The sequence below is a fragment of the Legionella drancourtii LLAP12 genome, from assembly GCF_000162755.2.
GTDB lineage: Bacteria > Pseudomonadota > Gammaproteobacteria > Legionellales > Legionellaceae > Legionella > Legionella drancourtii.
The window spans coordinates 35,098-50,466 of record NZ_JH413813.1; the positions used below are offsets into that span (position 1 = coordinate 35,098).

A 15,369-nucleotide genomic window follows, 5' to 3' on the forward strand; every position below is an offset into this window, starting at 1 on the left:
TTATTCTCCTTCAACTGCAGCGATAAGCGTATTATATAAAATATCTTCTGTTATTTGATCATCTAGGTAACACATACCAAGCTCTTTGATCAGTACAAAACGTAAACAATTATTTTTAATTTTTTTATCCAGGCTCATCAATTCTCTTAATTGCCTCAAATCAATTGCCCTTGGAATTTTATGTGGTAAACCGGCATTTTGCAGCATTTGTTCTACTTGCGCCACAACTTGTGCATCAATCAAGCCTATTTTTTTGGATAGTAGTGCGGCACAGTATAAGCCTATTGCCACTGCTTCACCGTGCAACCATTGCTGGTAATGCGTATACACCTCTAATGCATGGGCAAAGGTATGGCCAAGATTTAATAAAGCACGCTGTCCTTTTTCTTTTTCGTCTACCTCAACAAACTGCGCTTTAATACGACAACATTGAGCAATAAGTTGTGGTAGTTGCGGATGATGGGCGATTAAGCCTTGTTGTAACGCCTCATTGAGCTGGGTTAAAAATGTGCCGCCAGCAAGTAAACCGTATTTGATTACTTCCGCTAAACCCGCACGAAACTCGCGTTCAGGCAAGGTATCTAGCGTCGCTAAATCAATAAGCACCGCTTGGGGTTGATAAAAACTGCCGATCATGTTTTTACCTTGCGGATGATTAATTGCTGTTTTGCCGCCAACCGAGGAATCTACCTGAGCTAACAAAGTAGTTGGTATTTGAATAAAATCAACACCTCGTTGATAAGTTGACGCAGCAAAACCAGCCATGTCACCAATTACACCACCACCCAAGGCAATAACGGTAGTATCTCTATGATGTCTTTTTTGCATCAACATGTCGTAAATAGCAAACAAGCTATGTTGATTTTTATACTGCTCGCCGTCTTCTAAAATAACTACATCACATTGAATATCAGTAAAAGCTGCCTGGATATATCTTAGATAGAGCGGCGCTATAGTCTGATTCGTAACAATAAGAACCTGCGGGGACTTCACGATGGTTCGTAACAACTCGGGGTAGTTCAAACCATCACGACAAATACGAATAGAATAATGATGCCCAGTTAAAGAAACATCAACCTGTTCATAGGTCTTAAAGTTCGCCATAAATATATTTTATTATATTATTTGCAACCGCTTTGACTGTTAATTTATCTGTTTCAAAACTTACGTCAGCTAGCTCATCGTAAAATGGCTCGCGCTCATCTCGTAGCGATTCTAATCGTCCCTCAAGATCATTGGTTTGCAGCAATGGGCGTTTGGTATCGCGCTTGGTTCTTTCGAATTGTTGTTGCAATGAGGTTTTAAGATAAATGACCGTCCCTCTCCCTGCAAGTGCATTTCTGTTCTCAGGAGTGATAACCACGCCGCCGCCTGTAGCTAAGACAATATTGGTTTTTTGAGTCAATTCATCAATAACTTTTTGCTCACGACGTCGAAATCCTTCTTCTCCTTCTATATCAAAAATCCATGATATATCCGCACCAGCGCGCTCTTCAATGACTTCATCAGAATCAAAGAATTCCAATTTGAGCTCCTTTGCCAAAGCACGACCAATTGTGCTTTTTCCAGCACCCATAGGTCCAATCAGAAAAATATTTCGTACTTTAACTATGCTCATTTTTAATTACATACCTCTTTAGCTGTGGTGTCATAAATTAAACAAGTTATTATAACAGCAAATTATACTTAGCGCAGTTATTAACTGTGCTAATTGTAATGGTTCCATACTAATAGGTTTGTTAATCATTCATTATAATAATTCACAACCCTAAAAATCCCGCCGATATTCTACACAAATACCTACTAAAAACCCATAAAATTATTTTTGGTCAAAAATCAACGGTTTTCCAAACTTATCCAACATCCTTGCTTTATTATGTTCTTGCCCTTCAATTGTGGTAATTGATAAGGAATTTGTGATTATTTTAGGTGTAATAAAAATAAGCAACTCGTCATTTGTTAATGACGATTTGCGTATTTCTAAACAAATTTCCAACCACAGGTAACTGCCCCAGAAAAGGTATTCTGGTAATTGTTCTACTCTTATCTTGTTGATAGATCCCACCAAGAACAATTGTCTGCCCATTACTTACAAGAACATTCGTCTGAATTTCCTTGGTAAGTATAGCAGGAACTCCATTAAATAATTGTGTTGAAGCAGTATCTTGATTAATTTTTAAATCCATCAAGATCTTACTGTCTGGAGTGATTTGTGGAGTCACCCTTAAACTCAATACCGCCTTTTTAAATGCTACAGCAGTTGCGCCACTTGATGTAGACTCCTGGTAAGGAATTTCCTGACCTGAATCAATTACCGCAGGTTGCTGATTTGTCGTAATCAGCCTAGGGCTGGATATTAACTCAGCTCGCCCCTCACTTTCTAGTGCAGATAATTCCAAATCAAGTAATATATTATCACCCAATTTGGCTAAAGCAATACCTACAGAGGCAGGAGTCATCCCTGTTGCCGGTGCGGCAACTAAATCTAAGTTCAATCTTTGAGTATAAGGATTCACATTTGCCGGAGCCGTACCTTGCTCCATTTGATTTGCGCCTTGCAATGTACCACTTAAGTGATTTGGCTTGGAAACCCCCCAACGAATACCCAAATCGCGCGCGAAATCTTTGGACACTTCAACAATCCGTGCCTCAATCAATACTTGCTTAACGGGTACATCCAATTGTTTAATTAATGCCCTTACCTCCTCAATTTTCGTACCACTGTCTTGAATCCAAATGGTATTGGTTCGGGTATCAACACTTATTTTACCCTTTTCCGATAATAAGGAATTTTGTCGGTCTTTAACCAAAATCGCAATATCTGAAGCCTTGGCGTAATTAATTTGCAATAATTCAGAGCGAATAGGCTCAAGTCGTTGAATAATTTGTTGACTCTTAAGTTGTTGTTCCTCCATTTTATCTAAGGATGCTTTCGTATCAATGAGCATTACATTAGCCGTTTGTCGCTTATCTAATCCCTGTGTAGTTAAGATAATATCTAAAGCCTGATCCCAGGGAATATCATTTAACCTAAGCGTAATATTTCCCTGAACCTTATCGCTCACCACAATGTTGATGTGCGTGAAATCAGCAAGTAACTGCAATACGGCTCTGATACTAATATTTTGGAAGTTTAAAGAAATATGCTTCCCGGTAAAAACTTTCTTTTTTAATTTGGCTTGTTGTACCTCGTCAGGCGTTAATGGAAACACATCAACCATAAATTGTTTATTCACCTGATAAACAAAATGCCCAAAATCACCTTTATTCAACAAGGTCATCCATACATTTTTCCCTTTTTGCCGCAGCATTACCATTTGTACTGGACTATGAAAATCCACGACATCAAAACGTTTTATTAGCTCTGGCGTGACTTTGGTGTTTAAAAATTTAACAACAACTTCTTTTCCATTTTGAACAACATCAATCGGTACGCTCGTATTAGACACATCAACAATCGCTCGACCACCCTGCTTATCAATACCACGAAAGTCAAAACGATTGATTTCATAAGCAGCATGAATAGGACGATGAGTCACAAAAATTTCTTTGGTGGGTTCAAATAATTCACTATTTTTGCCATTCAATATAAGGGTATAGACAGAGCCAGTCATTGTTCCTGAATAAGTTACTGAGCGCTCCAAATCCAATATGGCCCGAACACGAGTTCCCATAACCACAATTTTATAAGTTTTTAACGCGCTTAATTTTATTTGCTTCGCGTTTTGTCCTGGAGGTAATTTCAAACTTGAATCAATAAAATCAAGCACAATACGTGCAGGTTTTTGTGTAATAAAACTAGCGGGTTGTTGTTTTATGGGCTCAACAAATTGAAAATCCATCCGCACTTTGTCTTCAGGCAAAGGGATAATTTTTACAGAGATAAGCGCGTTACTTTGTGCAAACACCATACCACACCAAACACTCATTAAAACTAAAAAAACAACAATTTTTCGCACTGCAACTCCCTATCCTACTTCCCGGTATATAAATCAAGAGTGGTTATGTGTTTCTCCCACGCCCCTGAAGAACCTTTGATTGTTTCTTCCAATTTAATTGAATTATTCTTAATCGAACGAATCTGACCATAATTTTGCCCCATGTAATCACCAATGGATACACGAGTAATTTGTGAGTCAGGCTGCTTGATTAAGCCCCATATCTGATTATCCTGAGTTAATGTCCCCACAAATTTTAGGGCATCAAGCGGATAAACTTCCAAAGCCTGCTTCATTCGGTGTTGGTCTGGCGCAAAAAGATCGATCCGTTTTTGCTGATTTGTAGCCTTAAATGGATTGCGCGTGTTCTCATCATTGGGGAATTTAAATCCAGGCAAAGGAGTAAACGAAGGAATAGGCTCTATAGTCCGTGTTTTTCGTTGTTTGACTTGCTGGATGTATTGCCGCAAATCATTATTGTCATCGGAGCATGCTGTCAGCAATAAAGAAAATAAACTGATTAATATTCGCCGCGTCTGATTCATCATTTAGGTACGATATCGATATATTTTAGCAGTGATGTTCATCACCAATTCATCCGCCGAAATCACTTTATGATCCTTCGAGGGTACCCCTTCTATACTAAATTCATGCAAGGTCACAATTCGATTCATTTCAGCCACCCTGCTTAAAAACATAGCCAATTGAAAATAGCGCCCTACCACCGATATTTTTATAGGTAGCTCCACATAAAAATCGTGACTTACCTCCGGTTGTGGAGCAAACAATTCGAATTTAAGGCCTGATGCAACCCCTGTTTTAGAAATTTCTTCTAATAACCCCGGCATCTCGTTTTTTGCTGGCAATTGTTTGAGCATTAAGGTGAAACGATTATTCATAATACTCAGTTGTTGACGATATTCACCTAAATTAAATACCTGACGTTGTTTGTTTTCAAAATCGGCTTTTAAGGTTACTTCTTGTGCTTGTAAGCGATCGTATTTAGCAAAGTTGTCTTGAATAATTAACCAATAGCCCAAGGCAACAATAAGCATGCTTACCCCAAAGAGCACGCCAATTTTGACAGACATTGGCCATTGCCCAACATTTTCCAGTGTTAATTCATTTAAGTTAAATTTATTCATGAAATCCCCCCGATAGGCGATTTAGGTTCAAGAACAAACGTTAATTTAAATTCATTATCCGCGGGCTGTGTTTTATCATCCATTTTCTTAATTTCGCTAAGAACAGGATTATGAAGCCACTCATCGTTCTCTATATTTTTCATTTCCTGAGATACATAAGTGTTCGACTCGGCATAACCTGACAAAGAAATAATATTATTTTTCCTTCAATTTTACTTAAATAGACACCTGAGGGTGTGACTTTAATTAATTCATCAAGTAAATGGACCATTAGTGTTCGTGTGGATTGTAAGTTGCGCACTACAGACATACGGGAAACCAACATACTTCGCACTTTTTCCAAATTTTTAATTTCCCTTATCTGACGGTCATAAACAGCAATTTCTTGTTGCAGCATTTGATTTCTGCTTATTTGGTTATTTACCAGATTAGACGCATAGTAATTAAGCAAAAATACAATGAATGAAGCAATGGCAACACCGACAAGCAAAAACAAAGTAAACAGTTTTTTTTCTTTTTCGCGTTTTTGTTCACGCCAAGGAAGTAGGTTGATTCGTGTCATCGCGTTACTCAATATTCCTTAATGCTAATCCACAGGCAACCATAAGCGATGGCGCATCATTATTTATGGAGTCTAAATGAGCCTTTTTTCCTAATGACATATTAGAAAAGGGATTTGCCACAGTGGCAGTTACCCCTAGTTTTTCTTGAATTGAATTCACTAACCCTGGAAGCCTGCTAAACCGCCTGCGAGCAAAATATGATCAACATTTTCTTCCTGACTTGCAGAATAAAAAAAGTGCATCGTCCGTTTTATCTGCACTAAAATATTTTCTTTAAACGGTACTAAAACTTGCGCCTCATAATCAGCAGGTAACGTTCCTTGTTCTTTTGCTAAAGCAGCCTGTTCAACAGTCAACATATAGTATGCGGCAATCGCCTCTATTAATTGCATGCCACCAAATTTCTCATCACGTGAATAAATTAATTTCATCCCATGCAAAACAAATAAATGGGTGTAATTCGCACCAATATCAATAATTGCAATTGTTTTATCTTGTCCTGCAGCAGGTAAATCTTTAGCAAGTTGCTGTGCTGCGCGCTCTACCGCAAAAGACTCTACATCAACCACCAAAACATCCAAACCAGCCCGAGTCACAGTTTCAACACGATTATTTACATTCTCAGCACGTGAAGCAACGATGAGAACATCAAGCATCGAACGGTTTTTTTCTGAAGGACCTAAAATTTCAAAATCAAGATTAATTTCATCAATCGGATAAGGAATGTATTTATCCGCCTCAATAACAATGAGCTCCTCCATATCCTCATCGTTCAAGCCATCATTAATTTGCACTATTTTGCTGATTATTGCCGCATCAGGCACAGCCAATGCAACCTGTTTACACTTGGTTTGTAATCTATCGAATAATTGTTTAATACACGACGCAACGGCGCCAACATCCTTAATAACATTGCCATCAAGTGCGTGAGGGGGTAAAACTTCGCGTCCATAATTTTCGACACAAAGCGTTTCGCCATTGCCAGAAATTTCTAACATTTTCACGGCTGCGGACGTTATATCTATGCCAAGAATTGAACGATGCTTAGGCTGAAACAATTTGAGCAAACGACTTATTCTTTTGAATCTTCCTTGCATCCAAAAAAACTCCTATAGAACGGATATGATGATGTTAACGTAAGCCATTAAAAAATAGAATGGTTTTCTTTATATTTACTGGATTTAAGCCACAATCAAGAACAACTTCTCACGCTCTTTCATAAAACGTCTTGCGCCGCTACAAAACATTTAATATAGTGAAAAGTCAATCTGTAAGGGAATTTCTCATTTATTGTTTTAGAAAGGAGGTTAAAATGACACGATTGGACGATTTAATTATTTCACTGACAACAATTTTGGTCTGTTATCACGACAGTCAAACTCAAGTAGTTAAACCACGTATTACTGAAGACGACAAATTTTGGAGCAAATCTCGGCAATATGCGATAGACCTCTTAAATGAGGCCGATTATGTCATGGAAATTGACAAGCTAAATAAAGCATGTACTTCTCATTATACGGGACGTCTTCATTTTCTTGATTTTATAAAAGATACAATAATTGATTTAAAAACAAAACAAAATAAAGACACCCCTTTTGATGACAATGAATTGGAGGTATACACCAAAGACATAGCTCGATTATTTATCGACTTTAGAGAACTATTAAAGATACCTAAAAGTAAACATTACGATGTGCAATTTAAAGAAGTTCATGGTAAGACTGCAAATATTTCTTTACCGGGTCTGATTGACGATAGCTATACGCGTTCGTTCACAAACTTCATAAGTAGCAATAAAGAAGAACCCTTATGTAATTCCGGAAAACTTACAACTAAAATATTGCTTGATAGATTTAATATTAAGGCAACTTCCTCGAATGAAGAAATGCACCAAATAGCTAAAATTTTATGTCAGGAACACCAAGATTCCCTATTAGCAAAGGAAAACCAAAAAATAAAAGCCGAATTAGAGCAATCTCAGCATAAAGTTGCCGAACAACAAAGTACGAACGAAAAATTAACTCGTAAAATTGCGGAGCAACAAAGTGCAAACGAAGAGTTAAATCGTAAACTTGCAGAGCAACAAAGTACAAACATAGAATTAAATCGTAGAATTGTGGAGCAACAAAGCCTAATCAAATCATTAGAGCTTAGAGTTGCTGAGCAACAAAGTACGAATGAAGCATTAGCTCACCGGATAGCTGAGAAATTAGAGGAAGAGCCATCAAAGGCTCAGTCGAGCGCAACAGCCCCTCAAGTAAAACCAAATAAAGAAAAAGCACTACCCACACCCATGGTATTCAAAGGGCTTTTTCCTGGATTAAGAGGAACGTTACCTAATGTTCCGAGCACTTTTTCCCCCTATCAGAGCTACTCTGTTGGGTTATTTATGCATCCTAAAAATCCTCATACGACAAGCAGCACTCCATATAGAACCCCATCCCAGGGAGGTTCTAGTAATGGTGAATAAGTAAAATCTCTTGGCGTTTCATTAATTATTTTGCCTTCCCTCTTCAATGAAACGCCAATTAAATTGCAAAATCCCCCTCTTTTTTGTACAAAACTCGCAATCTCATAAGGAATCACGGTATAATGTGATACTAATTTCATTTAAACCAACATGACTCTATGAAAAAAATGGCATACTTCTGGCGTAAAGGTCTATGGGCGCTGATGAGCCTGTTTTTTCTTTTATTAGTAGTAGGTAGTGTTTTATACCTCTACCTTGAAAGCCAGCTCCCCAATGTCGATTCATTGAAAACAGTGCAATTACAAGTCCCATTACAAATCTTCAGCAAAGAAGGCTTGCTTATTCAAGAATATGGTGAAAAAAAACGTATTCCAGTTACCTACGATGAAATACCACAAGCACTGATTCATGCTCTGGTTGCCACAGAAGATCAACGCTTTTTTGAACATCCTGGCGTTGATATAATGGGTCTTGGTCGCGCGGCTGTACGCATGGTCAAAACAGGAACCAAATCTCAAGGTGGTAGTACGATTACCATGCAGGTTGCGCGCAACTTCTTTTTAACCCGCAAAAAAACCTTCTTACGTAAGTTCAATGAAATCATGTTGGCGATTAAGATAGACCGAGAGCTAAGTAAAGAAAAAATCCTGGAACTGTATCTTAATCGCATTTATTTAGGTAATCGTGCCTATGGCGTTGGGGCTGCGGCCATGGTCTATTATGGCAAACAACTTAAAGAGCTTAACCTTTCTGAGTTAGCGATGCTTGCCGGTCTTCCTCAAGCACCATCAACGCAAAACCCTATTGCGAATCCTTTGGCAGCTAAAAAACGTCGTGACCACGTTTTAGAACGCCTTTTGGAAGAACACTATATTAATGAAGAGCAGTATCAAAATGCTATTAATCAACCAATTACAGCAAAATATCATGGCACTGACATCAAAGTAAGTGCACCATACGTGGCCGAAATGATTCGCCAATCTTTATATGATAATTTCGGCCCAGATGCCTACACTAAAGGATATAAGGTTTACACCACGATTGATGGCAACCTGCAAAATACAGCAAATCAAGTCGTAGAAAAGAATTTAATTGCTTACGATCACCGTCATGGCTATCGCGGTCCGATCGCAACCATTGGTGAGCAAGACAGTAAATCCTTGACGATTATTCATAAAAGCCTGGAAAAATACCCTACGCTCAACAATCTGATTCCTGCGGTAATTACTGAAGTTCATGATAAAGAAGTCACGGCAATATTACAAAATGGACATTCAGCAACAATCCCATGGAGTGGTTTATCCTGGGCTAGACCTGCTCTTAAAAATGGCTGGGTAGGAAAATCACCCGCTAAAGCCATGCAAATTGTTGCCATAGGTGACATTGTTTATGTTCATTCAACAAAAGAGCATTGGGAATTAGCGCAGATTCCAGATGCAGAATCGGCAATGGTTGCGCTTAACCCCAAAAATGGCGCCATTGAAGTTTTAGTTGGTGGTTTTAATTTCCAAAAAAGTAAGTTCAACCGTGCAACTCAATCAAGCAGACAACCGGGTTCAAGCTTTAAGCCATTTGTCTATGCTGCTGCATTAAATAATGGATACAGCCTGGCGACACTAATCAACGATGCCCCAATTGTTGTTGATGATCCAAGCCAGCCTAATTTGTGGCGACCACACAATGTTAACTTAAAATTCAATGGCCCAACGCGCTTAAAACAAGCTTTGGTACAGTCTAAAAACCTAGTGTCGATTCGAATTCTAGATGATATTGGCATCAATTACACCATCGACTTCCTGACTCGTTTTGGCTTTAATAAAAAACTACTCCCTAAAGGCTTATCGCTGGCTTTAGGCAGCCTCTCTATTAGTCCAATGGATTTAACCGCTGCATACGCTGTATTTGCGAATGGCGGCTATAAAGTAGAACCATTCCTTATTGATCGGATTACGGATAAAGACGGTAAAATTCTCTTACAAGCCAAGCCTTCTGTTGTTTGCAATAATTGCGATACCAATGTCGATCACTCTACTCTGGCACCGCGTGTCATTCCAGAAGACATTACTTATTTAATGAATTCCGCATTAAAAGACGTGATTCAACATGGTACGGCAAGAGCAGCGCGAGTACTTAATCGTCAAGACATAGCTGGTAAAACAGGAACAACCAATGATCAAGTCGATTCCTGGTTTGCCGGATTTAACTCTGATTTAGTAGTGACCACGTGGATAGGTTTTGATAATCCTAAATCACTTCATGAATATGCCGCAGGCCTTGCTCTCCCTTTATGGATAGACTTTATGAAAGTCGCGCTAAAAGGAAAGCCTGAAAGTGAAATGAAACAACCTGAAAATGTAGTGACTGTACGCATTGATCCTAGTAGTGGCTTATTGGCCAGACCAAATCAAGCTAATGGCATTATAGAATACTTCCGCGATAAGGAAGTTCCTGCAGAAGAAGATCCTACTCCAGTATATAATGCAAGTACCGATCAAGGACAACTTCCAACCGTAGAAGAAAATTTATTTTAAATTCCAATTTTCGATACTATCCGCCGTATTCACACGAGTCGCCTAGTTGCAAGCAACTAGGCGATTTGTTAAAAAGTAAATTATTTCTATCTCAAAGAACTATAATTCTATCTAGCTTCAAAAATAAAGAATTTAGCGAGACTTACCTCACCTCGATCCGCTCAGGCTGAGGAAATGTAAGATTTTGCTCGATTTCTTATCCGAAACTGGCGTTAAATTAACGTGATTTTAGTGAAAATGGAGCACTCATAAAAAGGAGAAGCAATTGAAAAAACGAAAGCTTGGAACCAATGGATTAGAAGTTTCTGCCTTCGGCTTTGGCGCAATGGGAATGAGCCACGCTTACGGACCCGCAAAAGATAAGAAAGAAATGATATCAGTCCTGCGCGCAGCAGTCGAACATGGGGTGACATTCTTTGATACAGCAGAAATATATGGCCCATTCATCAATGAAGAGCTTATTGGTGAAGCGCTGGCCCCCTTCCACGGAAAGGTCATTATTGCAACAAAATTTGGTTTTAAACCGGATGCCACCGGAAAATGGACTGATCTCGACAGTCGCCCGGAACATATCAGGAACGTCGCCGAAGCATCCATAAAGCGTTTGCAAGTTGATGCGATAGACCTCTTTTACCAACACCGGGTTGATCCTCAGGTACCAATCGAAGATGTTGCTGGAGCGGTTAAAGATCTCATTAAAGAAGGTAAAGTAAAGCATTTTGGTCTTTCTGAAGCAGGAGTGAAAACTATTCGCCGTGCACATGCTGTGCAGCCCGTAACTGCGCTTCAAAGCGAATATTCCCTTTGGTGGAGAGAGCCTGAAGAACAAATTTTTCCAACCCTTGAAGAACTGGGTATTGGCTTTGTGCCATTTAGCCCACTGGGTAGAGGCTTTCTTACCGGTAAAATTACTGCTGAGACGAAGTTCGATAGCACGGATTTTAGAAATAGCATTCCACGCTTTAACGCGGAGAATATTAAGGAAAACCTGGCGTTTGTTGAACTACTCACCCAAATCGCCAAAGCCAGAAACGCAACGCCTGCGCAGATTGCGCTTGCATGGATTCTTGCTCAGAAGCCGTGGATAGTTCCAATTCCAGGGACAACAAACATGGAACGCATGAAAGAAAACCTGGCGGCAGCTGAGATTAATCTTACCGCAAATGAGTTGCATGATATTGAATTAGCGATAGCAAAAATTACCGCAAAAGGCGAAAGATATCCTGAGTATCTTCAAAAGCGAATTGATCGCTAAACTCAAATTACAGCTTATCAGATTTTGAGACGTAGAATAAAAAAATAGAGTTCTGCTGCCACTGTCTTACTGCAAAATTGGTGTACCTTCCTACAGTAATGGTAAAAAGATTTCTAATGTTTCCCATCCATGACAAAATGAACCTACTCTTAAAGCAGGCCTTGACTAATTATCTAAGACAATATCGATGTTTCTCGTGCCTAATCTAAAAGAAAATTCGCTTAAATTTTTCGCAACTAATGGACAAGAAATGATTGGACTATGTCCGCAAACCCATCGTTTAATGAACTTAGAAAAATACGAGCGCCACCAAAAACGGGGAAAATATTTTTTCGTAATTTATTGAATACACTCTATTCCTAACATCAGTTATATAATACATTGCTTTAATTTTACCAAAGGACATTAAATTGAAAATTGCTATTATAGGAGGCTCGATAGCAGGCTGTGCTGTGGCTCTATTACTAAAAGATAAATTTGATGTTACAATTTTTGAGCGCTCGAAAGATTTAAAATCTCGTGGTGCAGGGATTACAATTTCAAAGGAATTACTTCAAACACTAATATCTAAAGACCTTCTTGATAAAGAAACAATGGTGTACTCTTCCTCAACTCGGAGTTTTTACTGTCAATTACCAAGTAAACCTGACTATGGCCACTGCTTGTGGAATCAAAATATTTCGATTGTTAGTCTTCACTGGGATACCCTATTTCTTAATTTAAGAAAACGAATACCCGATAAACTATATAAAAATGAGTGCAGAATAATCGATGTAAAACTCAAAGACGGCGAATCTAGCCAAGTAATACTGGCATCCGGTGAAACTCAAGAATTTGATTTAATTATTTTCGCTGACGGCTCGCAATCCATGGGAAGAAAACTTATATCTGAAAGCTCTCAATTGACCTATTCTGGTTATGTAGCATGGCGAGGTATATTAGATTTTGATCTAATAAAAGATAAATCACCTTTTATCAATAACACCCCTTACTATTGTTTTAATAATGGTCATTTATTAGCATATCCTGTCAATCATGATGACATTAAAAAATTAAATTGGGTATTGTACGAAAAATTACCTATAGAAGACTTAGATAGTTTAGGTCAAACAACTCAGATTGATTTTTCAGAAACAGCAACAACACACTTACATCAATTGGCCAATTCCAAACTACCCAAAGCAATTGCTCAGATAATTATCAATACTAAATCACCTTTTATGCAAAAAATTGTCGATGTTGGCGTAGAGAGACTTATTACTAAAGCAGGGCTTTTACTTGGTGATTCGAGTGTTGTGCTACGTCCGCACGTTGGTAGTGGTGCATCGCTGGCTATACAGGATGCATTAAATTTAAGAGAACAACTCGATATTTATGACAATATTTCTCAAGCAATCGCGCAATGGGAAAAACATACTCTCCCAAATAGATTATCAACCTATGCTCTCTCAAAACGAATAGGTGATGCTTTAGTATTAAATCCTAGCTTATGGCAAGGTATGGATGAGTCAAAAATGGACATTTGGTGGGAACAAATCATCCTTGGGGAAAAATGGTACACAACCAATGAGCAAGTTACTCCATCTTACGTCGTATAATTTTATATTTAAATTCAAGAATGCTCGTTTCATTAATAAAAATATATTTACCCACACAAGACTCGTGTATTACTAAAGTAAAAAAGGTCACCCGCCGATCAAAGCTTCGAGTCTAACAACCAAATAAAGGTAGCTGCCTCATTTCAGAAACACGCTCTTGTTTTAATTTAATTCCTATACCCAACAATCGTACAGGAAGGCATTTCCTGGAAAACCCTTCAAGGATTAATTGACTTAAAATAGATAAATCAAGCGTATTGTGTATCCGTTCGACTGTCGTTTGTTGAAAGTCATTAAATTTCAATTTAACAAATAAATTATGAATTCCTACAATTTCACCCGCACGCTGGATTCGCGACTCAAGGCGTACCATTAATTCAGGCAAAGCGGCCAGGCACTCTTCCTTATTGGTCAGATCGCTTAGATAGGTTTCTTCAACACTAATCGATTTTCGAATACGCTCAGGATTCACTGGCCGGTTATCAACTCCTCGAGCTAACTCAAAAAGTCGTTCTCCCATAATGCCAAATTCATTAACTAGATATTCAACAGAATAGCGCTGCAAATCAATACAGGTCTTTATGTTATAAGTCCTTAACCTTGCTTCCATTTTAGGGCCAACACCAAATAATTTTCGCACCGGTAAATTCAACATAAATGCATCAATATCCTCGGGCCGTATCACCATTTGGCCATTGGGTTTATGCCAGTCACTAGCAATCTTGGCAAGACTTTTATTCGGAGCAATGCCGGCACTTGCCGTAAGCTGTCGTATTTGAAAAATACGGGCGCGTATCTCCTGAGCAATCCAGGTGGCACTTCCCTTGCAATTTATAGATTCGGTGACATCAAGATAAGCTTCATCTAAAGACAAAGGCTCAATAAGATCGGTATATTCTGCAAATATAGCCCTAATGTATTGGCTTTCTTTTTGGTAAACATCCATCCGTACAGGTTGTAAAATAAGATGACGACACAGCTTGAGCGCTTGGGCTGTGGGCATTGCTGAGCGTACACCAAATTTTCGCGCCTCATAATTACATGTTGCAATAACGCCTCGACGTGCAGCATCCCCGCCAACGGCAACCGGTTTATCTGCAAGCCAAGGAAAATCACGCATTTCAATTGCAGCATAAAAACAATCCATATCAATATGGATAATTTTTCTTATTTGATTCATTTTATAATTCATGAGTTCTAAAGAATGAATTAACATCTAAAAATTCGCGCTAATATAAGCACACTTGCGGTACATCACTCCATCATGATGGTATAAGGCAATAAACTCCATCTTGATTTTTGTTACAAATATCATATAGCTTAAAATTCTAACTGTAAATCCTCTATTGACGTCAGGCAAAGTTGGGCTGGAAGATGAAGATATTGCCGTTAAAATACTTAATACTCCTAAATACACAGGTTTATTAGAGCACACCATTCATCTATCTTGCTAATGAATGGTAACTTGTGGACTGAAACATCAATTTATTCATCAATTCTACATACCAAAAGAACTAGTTTGAAAATTTCTAGCCGCTTCTATCACGTCAAATGAAATAGCGATATTCTTATTGGCTATAGAATTAACGGAGTCCAAGCAAGGTATAATAGATGCTTCAATTTTTTCTATTAACTCAATTCTACTCTTCCAAGCACCGAACTCCTGGAATTTATTATGCAAATAATTCGGACATAATTCAGACTAACTCTATAGCGGTAATTTAGAATTGAAAAGAGGCTTTTAAATGTTTCACAATATTTGATGGCGGATCGTCCCGGCCCCACTGCCATTAAGTTAAGGAAATCTGTCATTCCCGCACGACCTTGTTGCGTGGATAAATAGAGTGGTAAATAGCGGGCTATTATGAC

Annotated in this window: 12 protein-coding genes and 1 pseudogene; 4 read left to right on the forward strand and 9 right to left on the reverse strand. The window is 38.5% G+C overall.

Going from position 1 to position 15,369, the window contains the following annotated elements:
* The 8 genes and pseudogenes from aroB to pilM form a co-directional block, all read right to left on the reverse strand.
* Positions 1–1,104 carry a 3-dehydroquinate synthase gene (gene aroB, locus LDG_RS06335; RefSeq protein WP_006870380.1) on the reverse strand — a complete coding sequence of 368 codons (1,104 nt, stop codon included), beginning with the start codon at positions 1,102–1,104 and terminating at the stop codon, positions 1–3.
* Positions 1,091–1,618, reverse strand: a complete 528-nt coding sequence (gene aroK / locus LDG_RS06340; RefSeq protein WP_040534720.1) for a shikimate kinase AroK — start codon at positions 1,616–1,618, stop codon at positions 1,091–1,093. The genes aroB and aroK overlap by 14 nt, the downstream gene beginning before the upstream one ends.
* 334 nt (positions 1,619–1,952) lie before the next feature.
* Entirely contained in the window at positions 1,953–3,959 is a 2,007-nt protein-coding gene (locus LDG_RS06345; RefSeq protein WP_006870384.1) for a type IV pilus secretin PilQ, read from the reverse strand.
* Between the two features lie 14 nt (positions 3,960–3,973).
* On the reverse strand, positions 3,974–4,486 hold the full coding sequence (locus tag LDG_RS06350) for a pilus assembly protein PilP (RefSeq protein WP_006870385.1): 513 nt from the start codon (positions 4,484–4,486) through the stop codon (positions 3,974–3,976).
* Positions 4,487–5,083 (reverse strand): type IV pilus inner membrane component PilO, encoded by a 597-nt coding sequence (locus LDG_RS06355; protein ID WP_006870386.1) that lies wholly within the window; start codon positions 5,081–5,083, stop codon positions 4,487–4,489. It abuts the gene before it with no gap.
* Complete coding sequence (locus LDG_RS20120) at positions 5,080–5,226, reverse strand: hypothetical protein (protein WP_006870387.1); 147 nt, start codon at positions 5,224–5,226, stop codon at positions 5,080–5,082. Before LDG_RS20120 ends, LDG_RS06355 begins: the two co-directional genes overlap by 4 nt.
* On the reverse strand, positions 5,223–5,645 hold the full coding sequence (locus LDG_RS06360) for a PilN domain-containing protein (protein WP_006870388.1): 423 nt from the start codon (positions 5,643–5,645) through the stop codon (positions 5,223–5,225). The genes LDG_RS20120 and LDG_RS06360 overlap by 4 nt, the downstream gene beginning before the upstream one ends.
* A gap of 4 nt (positions 5,646–5,649) precedes the next feature.
* Positions 5,650–6,713, reverse strand: a pseudogene (gene pilM / locus LDG_RS06365) (type IV pilus assembly protein PilM).
* 245 nt (positions 6,714–6,958) lie between these two features.
* Between pilM and LDG_RS06370 the strand changes: the two are divergent.
* The 4 genes from LDG_RS06370 (at position 6,959) to LDG_RS06385 (ending at position 13,500) form a co-directional block, all read left to right on the forward strand.
* Positions 6,959–8,116, forward strand: coding sequence for a coiled-coil domain-containing protein (locus tag LDG_RS06370; protein WP_006870391.1), 1,158 nt, complete (start codon positions 6,959–6,961; stop codon positions 8,114–8,116).
* Between the two features lie 158 nt (positions 8,117–8,274).
* Positions 8,275–10,647 (forward strand): penicillin-binding protein 1A, encoded by a 2,373-nt coding sequence (locus LDG_RS06375; protein WP_006870392.1) that lies wholly within the window; start codon positions 8,275–8,277, stop codon positions 10,645–10,647.
* A 265-nt stretch (positions 10,648–10,912) separates the two neighbouring features.
* Entirely contained in the window at positions 10,913–11,902 is a 990-nt protein-coding gene (locus LDG_RS06380) for an aldo/keto reductase (protein ID WP_006870393.1), read from the forward strand.
* 410 nt (positions 11,903–12,312) lie between these two features.
* Complete coding sequence (locus LDG_RS06385) at positions 12,313–13,500, forward strand: FAD binding domain-containing protein (RefSeq protein WP_006870395.1); 1,188 nt, start codon at positions 12,313–12,315, stop codon at positions 13,498–13,500.
* Positions 13,501–13,612: 112 nt separating this feature from the next.
* Here the strand turns inward: LDG_RS06385 and dinB are convergent, their stop codons facing one another.
* A complete protein-coding gene (gene dinB, locus LDG_RS06390; protein ID WP_083821391.1) occupies positions 13,613–14,680 on the reverse strand; it encodes a DNA polymerase IV in 1,068 nt (355 codons plus the stop codon).
* Positions 14,681–15,369 lie beyond the last annotated feature (689 nt).